Source organism: Paenibacillus xanthanilyticus (assembly GCF_042682185.1).
Classification (GTDB): Bacteria; Bacillota; Bacilli; order Paenibacillales; family Paenibacillaceae; genus Paenibacillus_Z; species Paenibacillus_Z xanthanilyticus.
Window position 1 is genome coordinate 2,736,894 of sequence record NZ_JBHUHA010000002.1, and the last position, 18,935, is coordinate 2,755,828.

13 protein-coding genes and 1 pseudogene are annotated in these 18,935 nt (G+C 59.1%); 6 read left to right on the top strand and 8 right to left on the bottom strand.

Features of this window, described 5'->3' with window-relative positions; all coding sequences use genetic code 11:
• Positions 1 to 129 precede the first annotated feature (129 nt).
• The 4 genes from rlmN to ypfJ form a co-directional block, all read right to left on the bottom strand.
• Positions 130 to 1,224 carry a dual-specificity RNA methyltransferase RlmN gene (rlmN, locus tag ACFSKT_RS29465; RefSeq protein WP_377719321.1) on the bottom strand — a complete coding sequence of 365 codons (1,095 nt, stop codon included), beginning with the start codon at positions 1,222 to 1,224 and terminating at the stop codon, positions 130 to 132.
• A gap of 371 nt (positions 1,225 to 1,595) precedes the next feature.
• On the bottom strand, positions 1,596 to 3,512 hold the full coding sequence (locus tag ACFSKT_RS29470) for a beta-N-acetylhexosaminidase (protein WP_377719322.1): 1,917 nt from the start codon (positions 3,510 to 3,512) through the stop codon (positions 1,596 to 1,598).
• A 209-nt stretch (positions 3,513 to 3,721) separates the two neighbouring features.
• Positions 3,722 to 4,441 (bottom strand): GT-D fold domain-containing protein, encoded by a 720-nt coding sequence (locus ACFSKT_RS29475; RefSeq protein ID WP_377719323.1) that lies wholly within the window; start codon positions 4,439 to 4,441, stop codon positions 3,722 to 3,724.
• Positions 4,442 to 4,600: 159 nt separating this feature from the next.
• Entirely contained in the window at positions 4,601 to 5,461 is an 861-nt protein-coding gene (ypfJ, locus tag ACFSKT_RS29480; RefSeq protein ID WP_377719324.1) for a KPN_02809 family neutral zinc metallopeptidase, read from the bottom strand.
• A 261-nt stretch (positions 5,462 to 5,722) separates the two neighbouring features.
• On the opposite strand from ypfJ, the pseudogene ACFSKT_RS29485 reads away from it, so the two are divergent.
• Positions 5,723 to 6,289, top strand: a pseudogene (locus ACFSKT_RS29485) (AMP-binding protein); the annotation flags it as partial.
• Here ACFSKT_RS29485 and ACFSKT_RS29490 read toward each other — a convergent pair.
• The 3 genes from ACFSKT_RS29490 to ACFSKT_RS29500 all read right to left on the bottom strand — a co-directional run bounded on the left by ACFSKT_RS29490 (position 6,181) and on the right by ACFSKT_RS29500 (position 8,587).
• Positions 6,181 to 6,495 (bottom strand): hypothetical protein, encoded by a 315-nt coding sequence (locus ACFSKT_RS29490; RefSeq protein ID WP_377719431.1) that lies wholly within the window; start codon positions 6,493 to 6,495, stop codon positions 6,181 to 6,183. The pseudogene ACFSKT_RS29485 and the gene ACFSKT_RS29490 sit on opposite strands and share 109 nt — an antisense overlap.
• A 50-nt stretch (positions 6,496 to 6,545) precedes the next feature.
• Complete coding sequence (locus ACFSKT_RS29495) at positions 6,546 to 8,033, bottom strand: DEAD/DEAH box helicase (RefSeq protein WP_377719325.1); 1,488 nt, start codon at positions 8,031 to 8,033, stop codon at positions 6,546 to 6,548.
• Positions 8,034 to 8,233: 200 nt separating this feature from the next.
• Positions 8,234 to 8,587, bottom strand: a complete 354-nt coding sequence (locus ACFSKT_RS29500; RefSeq protein WP_377719326.1) for a nucleotide excision repair endonuclease — start codon at positions 8,585 to 8,587, stop codon at positions 8,234 to 8,236.
• Between the two features lie 155 nt (positions 8,588 to 8,742).
• Between ACFSKT_RS29500 and ACFSKT_RS29505 the strand changes: the two genes are divergently transcribed.
• From ACFSKT_RS29505 to ACFSKT_RS29525, 5 genes are all read left to right on the top strand, one after another.
• Positions 8,743 to 9,555 carry a MerR family transcriptional regulator gene (locus ACFSKT_RS29505; protein ID WP_377719327.1) on the top strand — a complete coding sequence of 271 codons (813 nt, stop codon included), beginning with the start codon at positions 8,743 to 8,745 and terminating at the stop codon, positions 9,553 to 9,555.
• A gap of 156 nt (positions 9,556 to 9,711) precedes the next feature.
• The gene (locus tag ACFSKT_RS29510) at positions 9,712 to 10,476 is read left to right on the top strand and encodes an SDR family oxidoreductase (RefSeq protein ID WP_377719328.1); all 765 of its coding nucleotides are present in this window, start codon (positions 9,712 to 9,714) and stop codon (positions 10,474 to 10,476) included.
• A gap of 215 nt (positions 10,477 to 10,691) precedes the next feature.
• Positions 10,692 to 11,951, top strand: a complete 1,260-nt coding sequence (locus ACFSKT_RS29515) for a GGDEF domain-containing protein (protein ID WP_377719329.1) — start codon at positions 10,692 to 10,694, stop codon at positions 11,949 to 11,951.
• Between the two features lie 222 nt (positions 11,952 to 12,173).
• Complete coding sequence (locus ACFSKT_RS29520; RefSeq protein ID WP_377719330.1) at positions 12,174 to 12,461, top strand: hypothetical protein; 288 nt, start codon at positions 12,174 to 12,176, stop codon at positions 12,459 to 12,461.
• A gap of 245 nt (positions 12,462 to 12,706) precedes the next feature.
• A complete protein-coding gene (locus ACFSKT_RS29525) occupies positions 12,707 to 13,705 on the top strand; it encodes a M23 family metallopeptidase (protein WP_377719331.1) in 999 nt (332 codons plus the stop codon).
• A gap of 184 nt (positions 13,706 to 13,889) precedes the next feature.
• Here ACFSKT_RS29525 and ACFSKT_RS29530 read toward each other — a convergent pair whose 3' ends face one another.
• Positions 13,890 to 18,923 carry an OmpL47-type beta-barrel domain-containing protein gene (locus ACFSKT_RS29530; protein ID WP_377776378.1) on the bottom strand — a complete coding sequence of 1,678 codons (5,034 nt, stop codon included), beginning with the start codon at positions 18,921 to 18,923 and terminating at the stop codon, positions 13,890 to 13,892.
• Positions 18,924 to 18,935: the final 12 nt, after the last annotated feature.

Here is an 18,935-nt window from a genome sequence, read left to right on the forward strand (position 1 = left end):
GAGCGGCACCCTACATGCACGCGGCAGGCAGGCCTCGGGTCAGGACCCCGCGGCCGGATGACAATCGAGCGCAATAGAAGAAGAGCCTTTCAACCCGCCAGGGATGAAAGGCTCTTTGTGTTGGATCAATTACAGCGCCACGCCCTCCGGCTGGCTGCCGTTCGTCTTCTTGATCTGCTTGCTGCGCAGCTGGCCGCAAGCCGCGTCGATGTCGACGCCGTGCTCCAGCCGGACGCTGACGCTCACGCCCCGCTTCTTCAGCGCGTCGTAGAACGCCCGCACCGATTCCTGCTCCGTCCGCTTGTACTGGCTATGCTCGTCGACCGGGTTGTACGGAATGAGGTTGACATTGGAGAGCTGCTTCCGCTTGCCCTCGCCGATCAAGTCCGCCAGCTCCTGGGCGTGCTCCACGCGGTCGTTCACATCCTTGAGCAGGATGTACTCCAGCGTAATCCGGCGGTTCGTCCGCTCCAGGTAGTAGTCGATCGCCGGCATCAGCTTCTCGAGCGGGATCGCGCGGTTGATGATCATGATCCGCGTGCGCAGCTCATTGTTCGGCGCATGGAGCGAGATGGCCAGGTTCGTGCCGAGGTCGGAATCGGCGAACTCCTTGATTTTGTCCGCCAGGCCGCTCGTCGATACCGTAATGTGGCGCGGTCCGATCGCCAGCCCCTTATGGTCCTTCACGACGCGGATGAAATTGGACATGTGCTCGTAGTTATCGAACGGCTCGCCGATGCCCATGACGACGATATGGCTGACGCGCTCGCCCTCCCCGCGTTCGTCGAGGAACAGCTGCGCCTTCATGATCTGCCCGACGATCTCGCCGCTCGTCAGATCCCGGCTCTTCTTCAGCAGGCCGCTCGCGCAGAAGCTGCAGCCGATGTTGCAGCCGACCTGAGTCGTCACGCAGACGGACAAGCCGAACTTGTGGCGCATGAGCACGGTCTCGATCAGGTTGCCGTCGGAGAGACGCAGCAGGAACTTGACCGTGCCGTCCGCCGACTGCTGCTTCACATGCTCCTCCAGCGGCTGCAGCGAATAATGCTCCTCGAGCAGCGCCCGGCACGCCTCCCGCACCTCCGTCATGCCCCCGAACGACGTGACGCGCGTACGGTACAGATACTCCCAGACCTGCTGCGCGCGGCCTTTCTTATGTCCGCGTTCGCCCAGCCAGCCGGTTAATTGCTCTAATGTTAATCCATAAATGGATGGTTTGTTCATGGGAACTCCTCTTTTCGCAAATAAGCCGAACATGGCGGCTGATCTCTGTATTGTCGCAAAATTCCGGGGGTAAAACAAGAGGAAGCCCCCGCCAAGGCGGCGTCGCCGGGCAGGTGCCCTCGGGGGAAACTCACCGTTAGCTTTGTCCGCCAGGACAAGAGCGCGCCCCGCTCGAAAGCACCCGCCGACCACTGTCCGATCGCGCAGCTCGAAATGGGTGTCCAGAGGTGAAAGTTTTCCGGAGGAAAACTGCTTCGGAAGCATTATCTAAGCCCTTTGGAGCCTCCTCGGCGGAGGAGGTGGGAGGAGGGTGAATCCCTCTGCGAGGAACACAAAAGGGAGACCCCCAAACGGAAGTCTCCCTACAACGATCAAAACGGACTTAACACATGGTAAAAGACGTTCGGCGACGCCATCCGGTAATACCAGCTGCACCAGCCGATCCCCTTACCCGGTACGGACTTGTTGACGGCGCTGTAGTACAAGCGATCTTGCTCCAGCTCCTCGATGCGGTCCAGACGGCCTTCGGCGTATTCGATCAACCGGTAGGCGGCCGTATCCAGCCGCGTGACGACGCCGCCGTAGCGGATGTCGATGACTTCCCAGCCGAACGGCTTGTAGATGCGCATCCATTGCGTGCGGTGCGCCTGGCGCAGCGCCTGGACGTCCTGCGAGATCGCCGGCAGCACGTCGTGCGCGATCCGCGCGAGCTCCGACTTGTCGTCCGCGTCGTACGCCCGCTTCAGCGCGATGCCGATCTCGCTCTTGCGCGCCAGTACGGCGCTCAGCCGCTCCGGCACCTCGAAGACAAAGTCGAGCGCGGCGGACGGGTCGCGGCGGTCATGCAGCTTGCGTGCCAGTTCCCGGTAATGGTCGTTCAGCGGAAGCCCTTCGATCTGTTTGTCAAATAGGCCCAGCAGCACGTCTTGGTACAGCAGAAACTTGGATGGGTTGCTCTGCTTGACGTTGTTCGGCTCCGCGCCCGGCGTCTCGTCGAGGTACTTCACGTTCAGGAACGTCTCTTCGTCGATGCCCGTGCAGAACTTGACCCGCTCGGCCAGCTTCGCCGAGTCGACCTCGCCCTCGGTATAGGCGTGCTCGGCATAGAACTGCAAGCCGAGCAGCGCGATGTAAGGGTTGCTCTCCATGCCGTCGTCGCCCCACATCGTCGCGTACACCTCGCGGATGCCTTCGCGTTTGCACACCTGGAGCGCGCTGTCCGTCGCGCCGAGCGACAGGCCGTAGTTAACGCCGAACGTATTGAACACCCAGACCGCGCCGGCGAACGCAAGGTTGCAGCCGAGCGGACGGTGCTTCGCAATAAGCTTCTCGTAGTCGTCCTGTTCCTGATGGGCGTAATCCCAATAGACCATGTCGACGTCCTTCGGAATTTTGCGCGCCATCTCCTCCGGGATTTGCGTGTGCTTGTCGTAGTGCTCTTCGCCGTTCGCCGAGGCGAACTTGAGGAACATGTCGCTCCACATCATCGGCTTCAGCCCGCGGCGCCGCGTAATCTCCAGCACCCGGTCGAGATGCTCGGTCATGATGTCGAGCCGGCTGCGATAGCCGTTTTTATCCAAATATTTGCCCCGGCCCAGCTCCTCCGCCTCGTCCATGCCGATGTTGATCCGGTTGCTGCGAAACGGCGCCGTCGCCGCGACGATCATGTTCTCGATAAGCTGCATCGCGTTATCGTCCCCGACCAGCAGCGCGCCCTTCGTATCCTTGTACGTCTTCACGTAGTCCCACTTCAGGAATTCCTCGAGATGGGCGAGCGTCTGAATGCTCGGGAACGCTTCAATGCCGAACTGGTCGGCGTAATCGTCGATCTGGCGCAGCTCGGCTTGCGAATAGCGGCCGCGCATGTAGCCGAAGTACGGCTCGCCTTCCAGCTCGTACGTATCCTCCATGTAGAGCATGACCGTATTTAAACCCATGAGCGCCATTTTGCGCAGCAGGAACTGGAAGCTGCCGATATTCAGCACGCCGTTGCGGGACAGATCGAACATCGGCCCGATCGTATCGAACTGCTGCTTCTCCGTAATCGCGAACTCCGCGCCGCCCCCGCCCTTTTGGACAAGCAAGCCGAGCCCCCGGAAGAACTGGTGCTTCGCGCCGTAGCGAATATAAGCCCGGCCCTCCGTCAATCCGACCTCCAGATCGCCCTCGGATGGCAGCACGGTCACCGGAATGCCGTCTTCGGCTTCCGTAAACGCGACTTCTTTCGCCAATTCGAGGATCCCCGCTCTGAGCTCCGGAATCGAATCCCCTTCAAAACGCAACTTCACGCTTGCTTCCTCCCCGCTTGGTACCGTTCACCGTAGTACGTGCATGACTGCTCTCGAAGCGTATCACACCGCCCTCGGGAAAAAAATAGCACTGAGGCTTGATTTTTGATAGAAATGAACGGAGTTTCGCGGGTCGGAGACAAAGCGAAGCTCGGGGCCGACCCGCCGCGGCCCGCTCGCGTGTGCGGGGAAATTCGGGATGCGCGGCGCTAGTACTTGAGCGGCTCGGTGTAGTCCCAGGCGTCGAGGCCCGCGCGATCCGCCTGAATCGCCGCCTCGCAGCCGGAGCCGAAGTCGACGCCGACGGTGCCGAGCGTCTTGGCCTTCACGACGAGCGCCTTGCCCGGCGCGCCGGCGCAGACGAGCGCCAGCTTCCACGGCGAGGCCGCGTAGAGCGCCTCCATCTCCTGTTCCGCGCGGAGCAGCCCATTCCAGTCGGGGCAATCCACCGTGCCGACGATGCCCGTGAAGCCGTAGCGCCGTTCGAGCACCTCGCGGTACAAGACGGACTTCGCCCCGCACAAGACGATCGGCAGCGCGCGGAACCGTTCGTAGAATAACGGGTACCGGGCGATGTACACATTCTCGAACGCGTAGAACGTGGCTTTCGGCGCGACGTCGTAATAGGTCAAGCACATGTCGAAGAGCGGCTTAAAGTACCAATGTTCCGTTTGCCTCAGATGGCCGACGTAATCGGCGGCGCGCAAGCAATCCACGAGCCGTCGGCGCGCCCCGTCGTTCGGAAGGGTCACGCCGCAGTAGGCGGGATCGTCGAGCCAACGGTAATGCTTGCGCATGAAGTCCATCGTCAATATGGCGCCATGCGCCATCACGGCGGCCGACGCATCCCCGAAGCGGATGGAAGCATGCGGCTCGCCGCGCGCCGCCATATCATGCCACCGTTGGATCAAGTCGACTGAGCTTAGCATCGATCTCCTGCACCTCTTCCGTAGCGTTGGTTGCTCCATGTTATCCATCGGAGCGGCAATATAGAACGGTTTGGCACGCAAAAAGAAGCCCTTCGCGGCGCGGCTCGACCCCGCTTGCCCGGAAGGACTTCCTCTACGATCCGCGCGTTACCCGCGCGCTTACGGCTGCTTGACGCCGAACGTATCGCCGCCTTCGATCGTGCCGCTCTCATAGCCTTTGCGGAACCAGCGCATCCGCTGCTCCGACGTGCCGTGCGTGAAGCTTTCCGGCACCGCGTAGCCCTGCGATCGCTTCTGGAGCGTATCGTCGCCGACCGCGCTCGCCGCCGTGATCGCTTCTTCGAGGTCGCCCTGCTCCAGCACGTTCATGTCTTGGGCATGGTGCGCCCATACGCCGGCCAAATAATCGGCCTGCAGCTCGAACCGGACGGAGTAGTCGTTCGAACGCGGATCGCCCTTCCCTTTGCCCGTCTGCAGCAGCGTCTGCACGCGGTGTCCGACTTCGTGCGCGATGACGTACGCCATGGCGAAATCGCCGGGCGCCTGGAACTTCTGCCGCAGCTCGTCATAGAAGCTCAGGTCGATGTACAGCTTATGGTCGCCCGGGCAGTAGAACGGGCCGACCGAGGAGCCCGCCGCCCCGCAGGCCGATTGGACGCTGTCCGCGTACAGCACGAGCGTCGGCTCCTCGTAATCCAAGCCGCGCGCTTGGAACAGATCGGTCCACACCTGCTCCGTATCGGCCAGCACGACCGAGACGAATTGCGCCAGCTCCTGCTCCTCCGCGGTCTCCGCGTAAGGCGTCTGGGTCCCCGAGCTGATGGACGAGCCCGTCCCCATGCCGGTCAGCGAGCCCAGGACGTCCCCGATATTGCCGCCGCCCATGAGCGTCACCAATAGGACGATAATCACCCCGCCGATGCCCAGACCTCCGCCGATGACGCCGCGTCCGCCTCCCATTCCCCCCATTCCTCTGCGGTCTTCCACGTTCGAGCTTCCTCTTCTCCCTTTCCACTGCATGACTCGCTCCTCCTTTATGAATAAAAGATAGCTCCGCTTCCGGTGTTCGCTGACTTACGCAGGATGGCATGTCCTGTCTTTGTTTTTAACCCATGTTCGGAAATTTGAGTTGCGGGGGATGGCGAGCCGACGCCGCGTTTGCTATTTTCGATGTTTTTGTTCTTTATTGAGAACAAAAAAATGGTGATGTGATGCCTATATAACGAATAAGACATACCTGATTTTACGATTAAAGGAGCTGCACGAACGATGGACGATGCGATGCTTGCCCCCGATACGATCGCTTATTTGCTTCGCAAACGCGCGCTGGCCTGCCCCGCCGATATCGGGTATAGCTTCCCCCAGACGAACCAAGACGTCTCTTGGGGAACGCTCTGGCACGATGCCCGGTCGGCTGCCCGGGGCTTGCTGCGGGAAGGCGTGAAGAAAGGAGACGCGGTCGCGGTCTGGATGACCGGACGGCAGGAGCTGATCGTCTCCATGTTCGCGGCCGCTTGCATCGGCGCCGTCATCGTGCCGCTCAATGCCTACTCCAAGAAGGACGAGCTGTGCGCCTTCCTGCAAAGCGCCTCCCCCCGCGTGCTGATCATGGGCAGCGAAGGGCATCGCATGGATTACGTCGGCACCGTCGGCAGCTTGCTTCGCGAGCATGCCGGCGCTGCATGGCTCCCCCGCGCCGTCTACGTGGCGGACGGAGACGATCGCCTGTCCGCGCCTCTTCATCCGTATGACGACCTGCTCGTGCCGGCCTCTCCCGCGGACGAGCGGGCGCTCGCGGACGCCGCCCGGCTGGTGGCCCCTTCCGATCCGCTCATTCTGCTGTTCACCTCGGGCACGGTCGGCGCGCCGAAAGGCGTGCTCCGGACGACCGCTTCCTTCCTGAGCGCTTCGCCGGCCAAGCCGGCAGGCGCGTCCCCGGGGGCGATCGAGCGGCTGACCGACGTCATCGCGCGCCGGTTTACCGTGATGAACCTGCTGCCGCTCCGCCGCGGCCGAGCAGCTATTGCGGCACAGCAAAAAGGGACATTCCGCATAATGGAATGTCCCTTCGCTGCTTGGCCTCGCGCCAAGCAGTGGAGCCCGTCTAACGCTGGCCCGCGCTTGCCGGCGTGCCGCCGCGCTGCCCGCGGCGCTGGCCTTGGCCGCTTGCTCCGCCGCCTTGCGCCTGCGGCTTGCGTTGGCCTTGCGGCTTATTCGCGCCCGCGCCGGACTGCGGCCCGCCGCCCTGACGCTGCTGCCCTCTGCCTTGGCCGCTTGCTCCGCCTTGCGTCTGCTGCGGCTTGCGTTGGCCCTGCGGCTTGTTCGCGCCTGCGCCGGCTTGCTGCCCGCCGCCTTGACGCTGCTGCTGCGCCTTGCCGTGGCCGCTCGCTCCGCCGCCTTTGCGGGCGTTCGGCTGCCCTGCGTTCGGCTGCGGCGCGGCAGCCGGCATCTCGCCCGTCATCGGATACGGGTGCTCGGTGACGACCGGCACCTTCTTCTTCGTGACCTTCTCGATGTCCTTCAGGTACGGAATTTCTTCCGTCTCGCAGAAGGAGATCGCCGTTCCGCTCAGACCCGCGCGGCCTGTGCGGCCGATCCGGTGCACGTACGTCTCCGGGATGTTCGGCAGGTTGAAGTTGATGACGTGGGACAGCTCGTCGATGTCGATGCCCCTCGCCGCGATGTCGGTCGCCACGAGCACGCGCGTCGCGCCGCTCTTGAAGTTGCTCAGCGCCAGCTGGCGCGCGTTCTGCGACTTGTTGCCGTGGATCGCTTGCGCCGTAATGTTCTGCTTGGACAGCCCGCGGACGACGCGGTCGGCCCCATGCTTCGTGCGGGTGAACACGAGCGCCGAGACGATCGACTGGTCCTGCAGCAGATGATTGAGCAGATTCGGCTTGTTATCCTTGTCTACGAAATAGACGGATTGCTCGATGCGGTCCACCGTCGACGACGCCGGGGTGATCTCCACCTTCACCGGATCGGTCAGCAGCGTCTTCACCAGCTGCGCGATCTCCGGCGGCATCGTCGCCGAGAAGAACAGCGTCTGGCGCTTGGCCGGCAGCTTCGCGATGACGCGCTTCACGTCGTGGATGAAGCCCATGTCCAGCATGCGGTCGGCTTCGTCGAGCACGAACGTCTCGACGTCCTTCAAGTCGACGTGTTTCTGGTTAATCAGGTCGATCAGACGGCCTGGCGTGGCGATCAGGATGTCGCACCCGTACGCCAAGTCCCGCTCCTGCGGCCTCTGCGGCACGCCGCCGACGATGACGAGCGAGCGCAGATCGGTGAACTGGCTGTACGCCTTGATGTTGTCCATGATCTGGATCGCCAGCTCCCGGGTCGGCGTCAGGATGAGCGCGCGAATGACCCGTTTGCCGCCGCCCTTGCGGGCTTGGGCGCTCAAGCGGTGAATGATCGGCAGCGAGAACGCGGCCGTCTTGCCCGTGCCCGTCTGCGCGCAGCCGAGCAGGTCGCGGCCTGCGAGCGCGGCCGGGATCGATTGGGCTTGGATCGGCGTCGGCGTCTCATAGTTCTCTTTGCGCAGCGCCTTTAGAATGGCGGAATTCAATTGTAACGATTCAAATGTCATATGATCTCCTATTAAGTTGCTTCTATTTGGATTGGTGCCTGAGTTCGCGAGTGAATAACGGCTAATGGTTAAGGATAACACGAATACGGATGAAGCAGAAGAGGGAGCATGCGGAAACCCGTACGGCGCGCCGAAATAAAGACGAAAGGGACGGTCGCTCGTCAAGCGGTCGTCCCCTTCCTTTGCCCGTTCGGATCGGCTTAATATTCAACCCGGTTCGGGTTGTACTTCGCTTGCTGGCGGTTGGCGATGTACACTTCGTACAGCTCGCGCTCGACCGGATCGCTAACGTGACAGACGGAGATCTTGGCCACCTCGTCGCGGTGCTTCTTCATCGGGGATACCGAATCCTCGAAGTGCTTCTTGATCCGCTGGCGCAGCTTCCGGGCTTTGCCGACGAAGAGCAGCTCGTCCTTCGCGTTGTAGAACATGAAGATGCCGCCGTGCTCCCGCGTAATGAGGTGGAAGTCGGTAAAGCCATAGATATTGCTAAGCTCCGGCGCGTCTTGCTTCGTAATCGTCACGTTCGGCTCCGGGATCGTAATGGTAATCACGTTCGTTCACGTCCTTTGATCGTATAAGGGCTCTGGCGAGCCATCTATTCTCTAGTGTACCACCTTTCGGGCAGATTAGCTTGCCTACGTAGCGGCTGGCAGCCGTTTCCTCGTATGATAGCCTTAGAACAACCGCCGCGAAGGAGGTTTATGCCTTGTACAAAATCAGCGCATTCTCGAAACTAGCCGGCGTATCGGTCAAAACGCTGCGCTTCTACGACGATATCGGCCTTCTCGCGCCCGCCGCGATCGACGAGCATAACGGTTATCGCTACTACGCGGAAGAGCAGCTGCTGACCGTCAAACGCATCCAAGCCTTCAAATCAGAGGGATTCACGCTGGAGGCAATCCGGTCCTTCCTAGAAGCTGACGGCCCTTCGAGCGAGGTGCAAACGGCGCTCGCGGCGAAGAAGAACGAACTCGAGCGCCTCGTCGCGGAAGCGTCTCGTCAGGCTAACGAGATCGGGCAGCGCCTGGAACGGGCGCGGCAGACCGCGGAGGCCAGACCGGAATTCGGCTTTCGCGCAGTCGAGCCGATGTTGGCCGCTTCCATCCGAGACCGCGTGCCTCGTTCGCAGCTGTGCCTGCTGCTGAACGAATTGACCGCCTATGCCGAAGCGCATGGGCAGACCGCCGAACGCCTAGTCGTAACGTGGCATGACGAAACGGATGACGGTCAATGCGATCTTGAAGTCGCGCTCCCGCTGGATAAATCGATACCGGGCAGCGATCGCGTCCAGGTCGGACTTCTCCCCGGCTATGCAGTGGCCGCCTCCCATGTGCATGTCTGCAACCCCTATCAAGGCAGCTGTCATGCGCCGAATCGGCTGTCGGCTTGGCTCGCGTCGCAGGGGCTGCAGCCGGCGAGCCGCTTCCCGGTGCGAGAGGTCTATCTCACCCCCGACCGCGATATGTACGGCGCCGCGCGTCTGGCAGAGCTCCTGATCCCGCTCGAAGCGAAGATTTGAATGGGCATGGCAGGATCGCGCCGTACCTCCTGATTGCCGCACTCCCCTTCGAAGCCGGTTTCGCTCGTACCGGCTTATTGCCCGTGTGCTGCGCTTGACTCTCCCCTTTACGGGAAGGTGTACAGTAGAGCCAAACCAACAAGGGAGTGATGCAAGATGCAACGATTGGCAGGGAAGACCGCGCTGGTGACGGGGGCAAGCCGAGGCATTGGCCGAAGCATCGCGATGCGGCTGGCCGCGGACGGCGCGATCGTAGCGGTGCACTACGGCAGCAGCGCCGCCGCCGCGAATGAGGTCGTGCGCGCGATCGAAGCGCAAGGCGGACGAGCGATCGCGATCGGGGCCAGACTGGATACCACGACCGGCGCGATGGGACTGATGAAGGCCGCACAATCGTCGTTGCTTCCCCTCGCGGGAAGCGGCAAGCTCGATATCTTGATCAACAACGCCGGGATCGGCACGTCGAGCGCGTTCGAAGCGACGACCGAGGAGGAGCTCGACCGTCTGCTGGCCGTCAACGTGAAGGCGCCGTTCTTCCTCGTCCAGCAGGCGCTGCCCTTCCTGAATGAGGGCGGACGGATCGTGAACATCTCCTCCGGCGTCACGCGTATCGCCTATCCGCACATTATGGCCTATAATGTGACCAAAGGCGCGATCAATACGTTCACGCTTCATCTTGCGCAGCTGCTCGGGCCGCGCGGCATTACGGTGAACGCCGTGCTGCCCGGCATCGTGGATACGGACGCGAACGCTTCTTGGCTGCACACCCCCGAAGGTCAAGCGCATGCCTCGAGCATGTCGGCGCTGGGGCGCGTCGGCCAGCCATCGGACATCGCCGATGTCGTGGCTTTCCTCGTCTCTGCCGACGGCCGCTGGGTAACCGGGCAGATGGTCGACGCGACGGGCGGCTCGCATCTCTAATCGAAAGGACGGCCTCCGCGGCCGTCTTTTTTTTGGCATGCTGTTGGCGGCAACGCGCGATGACGATCGGAGTTTGACACGTGGACCCGAGGCAAATGCGATTAACCGACTGCACAAAAGGTGGCAATCTCGCCAAGCGAAACGAGAACCTCTCGGCAAGACGTTGACGAAACAAGGGAAATGGGCATAATTAACTACAAAGGAGAATGATAACTGTGACTCAAGTCCGACTTCACGTCTACATCTTGTCGCTATTTCTCATCGCAGTCCTCATCGCTATCTCGACATTCTCCACATTCGACGCCACCTCGCTGACCTTCCGGGTCATGGGCGTGTACTGGCTGTTCTCCTTGCTGTACTACCACTTGCGGGTCAACAGCCGCCGAGGCAGCACAAGCATCGAGTACGGCATTAATTATAGCGTGTCCCTGGTCCTGTTCACCGGCCCGTTCGGCCTCTTTCTATTCGAGGCGGTCTATCGGCTCGCCGGCTATCTCTATAAGAAAAAGACAAAAACCGACGAACCCGGCGAAGGCATTCAGGCGTTCTACAACGTCGGCTCCTTCGTCATTCAAGGCACGGCCGCATATTATGTCTACCAGTGGCTGCTCCCTTGGTTCGACGGGAACCTGATCGCTTTCTGGCTGCTCGTCTTCCTGCTCATTGCCGTCACGGCGGTGCTCTCCGATCTCTTCCTGCTCGGGGTGTTCAGCCTGCTCGGCGATATTCGCACGCGCGCGGACGTGACGGCGTTCCTGAAGGAGCGCAGCATCCTGGACATGGCGAAGACGTCGTTCTCTAATGGCCTGCTGCTGCTGCTGCTCGAACAGCGGAATTGGACGGCGATCATCGGCTTGTTCGTGCTCAACTATCTGGTCAGCCAATCCTATCTCGTCAAGGCGCAAATCGCGCAGGACAAGCACGATCGGGACAAGTACGAGCACATGGCCTACACCGACTTTCTCACCGGCCTCCACAACCGCGCCTACATGGAGATGAAGATGAAGGAGCTCGAGAAGACGAGGGAGCCCATCGGGATCGTCGTGGCGGACATCGACAAGTTCAAGACGATCAACGATACGTACAACCACAGCGTCGGCGACCGGGTCATTCAGCACTTCGCGGCGGCGTTGAAGGAGAGCGCGCGCTCCGACGACTTATTGGCTCGCAGCGGAGGCGAGGAATTCACGATGTTCCTGCGCGGTCGAAGCTACGAGACTTGCCTGGCCCTCGTCGAGGAGCTGCGGCGGCAGGTCGAACGCGACACGGTCGAAGCCGAGTTCCGGGACGAGACGAAGCACATCGCCTATACCGCCTCGTTCGGCCTGTATTTCTTCACGGAGCAGGAGGATGTGCCGATCGAGAAAGGATATATTTACGCGGATCAGCTGCTGCTCGAATCGAAGCAGCACGGGCGCAACCGGGTTACGGCCAGCGCCGGCCAGCGGCGCAAATCCGCGCAGCCGCCGAACTAGCGATAAGTCCCGGCATGCAGCGGGCGAGCGGATCACAACGAAACCTCCGGCTTCTTTCATGAAGCGCGGAGGTTTTTTTTGAGGACGAATACCTCGACACGCTCGCAGGAGCAGACGATGCGGCTCTAGCAAATGTGCGAATCTACGAAAGACAATGCCCCGGTCCGATTGCGAGAGTTGGAATAGAATATGCTATCTCTACGGAAAGGAGGTTGATAGACGATGGCGATTCTCCTTCCCCAACAGTTCTTTAATCTGGCTGCAGGCGTCGGCAAATCGTACTACGAGGATCTGACGGGCGGCAAAAACGCGTCTGTTACGGTGCAAAACAACTCCGCGTTCGCAGTCGAACTCGTCCTGACACGCGCGAACGCGCCCGTCATCTCGTACGCGATTCCAGCATTCAACAGCCTGACGGTCGTCACGCACGGCTTGCTCGTCGCGGCGCTCTTGGCTAACGGCGGCGGTGCCACATTCGGTTATATTCAAGTGGCAACAGCGGATTTCTAACCGTTCTCCATCGGCAAGGAAAGACGGCTTGAGAGAAAAGAACATGCGGCGTTCGAACATGGATTCGGACGCCGCGTGCCGGATGCCAGACTAACTCCCGCCCCTGGCGGGAGTTTTTCGTGTTCGGCGAGGGAGGCTGCTTCTCTATCGGTCGCATCTTGGCTGGCAGCAAAACTCACCCTTGTTTCCTTCCAATTTATACCTTATGGTGAGTGGAGAAACGTACATAAAGGAGAGCGATCCGCTTGCGCCGATATGCTTGTCTATTATCCGTACTTCTTCTCGCCGCCGGATGCGCGAGTCCGGTCGATCGAGGCTTGGACGTTCCGGCTTCAAAGCCATTCATGTTCCCCTTATCCCCGCAAGCCGACCTTCTTCAGCAGCTCGAACAAGCGCTTCGGAAGCAGGACGTCGACTGGCTGTATGCCCGCGTGGAGCCGATTTACCGGCAGCTGCTCGGGACGCGGGACCAATTTGCGGACACCATCGCGACGTACGGAGCCGGCCTAGATTCCTTGAAGCTTCAGACGCTTCTGCCGCTTAACGGAACGATTGCATACGGGTGGACCTATGCGAACGGCTCGAAAGGACTCCAGCTGCGGGTCACAGCCCGCGGGGAGCTCGATAACCTGTCCTTTCACGATATGCGCGCCCATCCCGATAGCGACCGCCTTCTCACGAAGCTCACCTACGATCCCCCGTTTGAAGGCGAATGGACGGCGCTATCGGCGGGCCCTTCCATCTTGATGAACGAGCTGTACGAGGACGATTTCCGCCGGTACGGGATAGACTGGATCATCGCCAACAACGGATACACCTTCAAGCCCGGCAGCGACAGATTGAACAACGAAAGCTATTATGCCTACGGGCAGAAAATTCTCGCTCCGCAAGACGGCGTCGTGATCGAGGCCGCAGACGGAACGGCGGACAACGAAATGGCCGGCGTGTATGACGAGAGCATGGACATGCCGTTCGGCAACTACGTGATACTCGATCACCGCAACGGGGAGTTCAGCTTCCTCGCGCATATGAAGAACGGCTCTCTCCGCGTCCAGCCCGGCGACTCGGTGCGAAAAGGCGATTGGCTCGGCAATTGCGGCAACTCGGGCGTGATCCTGCAGCCGATGCTCCACATGGAGGTGTTCGACGCCAACCACGTGTCCGTCCCGATTCGATGGGCGGGCGGCGCCAAAATCGTGCGGGGCAGCCGCTTGCAGGGCGCGTCCGCCGCCGATGCCGGCTAGCATGCTGTCGGAAGCGTCTTTGTGTCGGCCTGTGCCTGCCCGGTACCCGGTAGATTGCTATTTGGCGTCGGCCCCGCGGGAACGGTCCTTCTGCAGCCCTACGCAGCGAAAAGCTGACTAATGGGCTCGGACATACGAGAAGAGGCTCCCTATTTTAGGGAGCCTCTTCTCAAGAACTGCTATTTTATTTTTGTACCTTCACTGTCGTCTGACCAACCACGAGCTTACCGTCTACATAGCCCCGGAAAGACAAGGTCACTTGATCTGTCGTCCAGTTGAAATCCGAACGCTCGAACTTGAACTGGCCATTCGAGGCTTGATTGTAGTAGCCGTTATTGCTATTCAGCGCCTTTATGCCGTTAAGCGTAACGCTATTCAGGTCGAAGCCTTCCGTGCTATAACCGTTTGGCAGCGCGACGCGTACGGTAAACACGCCTTTATTGCCTTTGATGACCGTCGGCGTTACCGTGATGGTGCCTTGAAGGGCAACGACCATTTGTTTTTTCACCGTCGCCGTAATCCCGGCACCGTTGGTTGCCGTCACGAGTACGGTATACACGCCTGGCTGACTCAATCCAATCGTACTTCCGTTGCTCAAGTCGGTCACTGTCCCATCTGGACGGGTTACAGTCAGGTTTTCCGACGCGATACCGGAGAGCGTGTCTACGACCGAATAGTTAAGCGTCAAGTTTGTGTTAGCCACGTACTCGTCTTTCACGTTCATGGTGATCACAGGTGCCGATTTGTCAATTTTGACGATAGCTGTTTTAGCCGCTTCAATATTGCCGGTAGCGTCTACGGAGTAGAAGGTAACCTGATGAATCCCTTCGCTGCCGATCGTAAATGTGCTGCCTTCTGCATGAGCAGAACCGTCAATGGAATACAACGTACGGGCAATGCCGCTTTGCGTATCCGCCGCTGTCAACGTAACCGTTACATCGTCTTTCGACCAGCCGTCAGGAACTGCCGCGGTTGTCACAGGCGCCGTACGGTCAACGTTGACTTGGATCGTCTGCACCTCTTCTTTGTTGCCTGCCGCGTCTACCGAGTAGAAGCTGATTGTGCTGACCCCTTCGCGCTCGACTATGAACGATGTGCCTTCTTGATACTCGGAGCCATTGACTGCGTAGTATGTGGCCGCGACGCCGCTTTGCGCATCACTAGCTGCCAGTTTCACCGCGGCCGCTTGCACCCATGCCGTTGGCGCGGTCGCTGTCGTCGCTGGCGCCGTAAGGTCAACGTTGACTTGGATCGTCTGCACCTCTTCTTTGTTGCCTACCGCGTCTACCGAGTAGAAGCTGATTGTGCTGACCCCTTCGCGCTCGACTATGAACGATGTGCCTTCTTGATACTCGGAGCCATTGACTGCGTAGTATGTGGCCGCGACGCCGCTTTGCGCATCACTAGCTGCCAGTTTCACCGCGGCCGCTTGCACCCATGCCGCTGGCGCGGTCGCTGTCGTCGCTGGCGCCGTGCGGTCAATCTTGATTTCAATCGTTTTTATCGCTTCCTTATTGCCCACACGATCCACGGAGTAATAGGAGATCTCGGTAATCCCCTCCTGGTCTACCGTGAACGAATTTCCCGCTGTGTAGACGCCCCCGTTTACGGCATAGTACGTGGCGGCGACGCCGGTTTCGTTGTCGGTCGCAGATAGGCTGACGATCTGGTCGCCGTTCGTCCAAGTCGTCAGGGCGGCAGCCGTCGTCACCGGGGCTTCCGTATCGACGATGAGTTTCGCCAATACAATATTGGAAGGCGCTGACTGACCGAACGAATTACTAACCGAAGTTACATAATACTCATGGTTCTTATACGTCAGATCCGTCAACGTATAGGAAAGGTTGTTGACCTTCTCGGCCACCAGAACCGGTCGACCATCAATAAGCTCATAAACATTATAGCCGTTGGCATACGTCACGAAGTTCCAGATAATCCGGGCGCTTGTCGTGCTCAGCAGCTTCAAGGTTGCGACCGGAGGCTGCATAACCGGGAACACGATGGTTTCGCTAATGCGGTTGGACGCCACGGACTCTCCGAATCGCGTATGATACGCCGTCACTTCATATTGATGCGTGGCTTCAGTCAGGTTGTAAATCTTGTAGCTGAGCGCAGTCCCTTTATAAAGCAGTTGGCGCTTGCCGTCCGTTACATCGTATACGCGATATTCGCTAACCCAAGTTACGGCTGGCCAGGACAGCGTGATGTTATTCGCATCGAACACCGTTCCTTTGATTACTGGAGGGACTACGGTCGGCCATATTAAATTCACGTTAACCGTACTGCCCACGAGTGATTCGCCGAAACGGTTGCTATACGCATATACCGCAAACTCGTAGTCACCTTCCGGCAAGTTCCCGAGGGTAGCATTCGTGCTTGTTACCGTGCTCTTCAACACTTTCTGACCGTCCACGACCTGGTACACGCGATAGGCGGTTGCATAAGTCGCCGCGTTCCATCTAAGGGACACGTCGTTGCCATTCACGATGGTATGCGTCAAGTTCGCCGGTGGTTGCATGGTCGGCCATACAAGCGGGAACTCAAGCTTTGCGCCTTCCGGCGATTCGCCAAAGCGATCGCTGTAGGCACGCAGCACATACGTGTAATCGCCCTCTGGCTGATTTAATAAGGCTACTGGCATGCTGCTCTGGGTCTTCACCAGCACTTCTTCGCCGTTGACGACCTGATACACGCGATAAGCCGTTGCGTAATTGACGTAATTCCACTTCAAGACAATATCGTTGCCGCCACTCACCGTTTGCGTAAAGCCGGTAGGCGTTTCCATAATCGGGAACTCGACGTTCAGCGTTAACTTGCTGCCTTCAGGGGATTCCCCGAACCGGTAGCTTACGGTATGAACAATATACGTATGCGGGCCGCTCGATACATTACTCAACGTTGTGCTAGACGTGGTGACGGAGCTCTTGACGACCTTAACGCCGTCGATTAACTCGTAAACCTTGTAATAATCGCCGTAAGCGGCAGTCGTCCAGGTTAATCGAACATCGTTGCCGTACTGAATTTTATGAGCTAGACTACCCGGTGCAGTCATATCCGGGTACGTCAGTTGTAACGAAACGTTTGCCCCTTCAGGGGATTCACCCAGCAGCGAGGAAACCGAATGGACCTCGTAGGCCAGACCGCCCTCTGGCTGATTGTAGTACGTGACGCTAGTCCCGCTTACATTGGTTTTCAGCGTTTTTTGGCCATCAATGATTTGGTAAACGCGATAGCTTGTCGCATATTCCGCCGCAGTCCACTTCAACGTTACGTCATTGCCGTTAGTCACGGTATAGACCAGGTTCGTCGGGGCTTCCATGACCTGCCCGTTCAACGTCAGATTGACGGTCGAACCCTCCAATGAATCGCCGAAGCGGTTGGACACCGCGTGAATCATATACGTATACGACCCCGGTGCCATGCCTGTGTAGGTAACATTCAGGCTGGATGTTGTGGTTCTCAGCCCCTTCTGGCCATTGACGACTTGATACACTTTATAGCTGGTCGCATAAGGGGCGGCATCCCAGCTTAACGTAAAGCTTGTCGCGTTCGTAATCGTCTGCACCGCATTGGCAGGCGGCTCCATCACCGGCCACGCGACCGTGAAAGACACCGCGCCGGCGTCCGCCGATGTTCCAAAACGAGAGGAGACGGCATACACCTCGTAGGTGTAATCCCCTTTCGGCAAGTACGAATAGGTAACCGATTTCGATACTACCGTGCTTTTCAAAGTTTTCTGTCCGTTGGCTACCTGATAAACCTTGTAACTATCCGCATACTCCGAAGCATCCCAGCTAAGGGTCACGTCATTCCCATTTGCGATTGCGTATTTCACGTTGCCTGGCGCCTTCATGAGGACGGGATCGATCGTGAATGTCACCGTGCTTCCCTCAGACGACTCGCCAAAACGCGAGCTGTAGGCATGTACAACGTATTCGTAGTTCCCGGCCGGCTGCAAGGTGTAGGTCGCGCTTGTGCCGGACACCGTGCTTTTCAACACCTTCCGGCCGTCGACCATCTGATAAACCTTATAGCTCTCTGCGTTGGCGCTAGCTGTCCACGTCAAAATAACATCATTTAGGTTCAACAGCCTATACGCAAGACCGCTTGGGGGCGCCAGTGCTACCGCTCCGATCGTAAGCGAGGCTTGGCTGCCTTGTGCCGATTCCCCAAAGCGATCGCTGTAGGCGCGCACTTCATAGAGGTAATCTCCGGCCGGCTGGTTCGTATAGGTAACGGAAGTGCCTGTCACCACGCTCTTCTGCACGGCTTGTCCATCCACGATTTGATACACCTTATAGCTGGTTGCATTGGCTGACGCTTTCCAAGTAAGGAGAACATCATTCACGTTCTGCAGCTTTGCCTCAAAATTAGTCGGCGCCGTCATGGTTACAGAACTGATGGTTGCTGTAATCCGGCTGCCTTCGGCCGATTCGCCAAAGCGACCACTATAGGCATGGATCTCGTACACATATTCGCCGGCCGCATGATTTGCAAAAACAGCCGATGTGCCGGTCGTGGTGGTTTTCAACACTTTCTCGCCGTTGATATGTTGATAAATGCGATAGCTGCTTGCGTAGCTGGACGCCGCCCACCTCAGCGTGAGGTCGTTCACATTCGTTACGGTGAAGCTCGGGCTGCCAGGAGCCGCCATAACGGGATACACAACCGTGACCTCGGCCGGTGCGGAAAGCGGCGATTCGCCGAATAACGGATTTGCAGCGCTTACAGCATAACGGTATGTGCCCTCTGTAACGTTAATTACCGAGAATGTGCGCGAAGCTTGGTTTTGGACTAGCACCGCTTGGCCATCCTCTTGAATTTGAAATAGATTATAGCTCTGCGCATTGGCGGCAGCTGTCCAGTTCAGGACAAGGTCGTTGCCATTCTGAACGGAGACGGTAAGCACCGGGGCGGTCATCTCCGGATAGATGACGTCCGCCGTTACGGGAGCACTCGGTCCGGATTCGCCTTCCGCGCTAAGCGTGGAGATTGCGTAGGTATAGGACCCCTCGCTCATACTCTTCATCGTATAAGAGTTGGTCGCCGTCGTGCCGCGAACAATGAGTTGGCCTTCCGTAATCTCATAAATTTGATAACCGGTGGCCCCGAATACAGTGTTCCACGTTAACTTAACATCAGCCCCCGTAACCTGGTAACTGACATTGCTCGGCGGCAAAATGCTGCTGTTGGCGGTCTCTGCCGCAAATACGTTCACGGCTGGGAGCAT

Bases quoted from the DNA above. Each gene is read 5' to 3' on its own strand.
- rlmN (WP_377719321.1), bottom strand. From the start codon at position 1,224: ATGAACAAACCATCCATTTATGGATTAACATTAGAGCAATTAACCGGC.
- ACFSKT_RS29495 (WP_377719325.1), bottom strand. From the start codon at position 8,033: ATGACATTTGAATCGTTACAATTGAATTCCGCCATTCTAAAGGCGCTG.
- ACFSKT_RS29490 (WP_377719431.1), bottom strand. From the start codon at position 6,495: ATGCGGAATGTCCCTTTTTGCTGTGCCGCAATAGCTGCTCGGCCGCGG.
- ypfJ (WP_377719324.1), bottom strand. From the start codon at position 5,461: ATGCAGTGGAAAGGGAGAAGAGGAAGCTCGAACGTGGAAGACCGCAGA.
- ACFSKT_RS29475 (WP_377719323.1), bottom strand. From the start codon at position 4,441: ATGCTAAGCTCAGTCGACTTGATCCAACGGTGGCATGATATGGCGGCG.
- ACFSKT_RS29520 (WP_377719330.1), top strand. From the start codon at position 12,174: ATGGCGATTCTCCTTCCCCAACAGTTCTTTAATCTGGCTGCAGGCGTC.
- ACFSKT_RS29510 (WP_377719328.1), top strand. From the start codon at position 9,712: ATGCAACGATTGGCAGGGAAGACCGCGCTGGTGACGGGGGCAAGCCGA.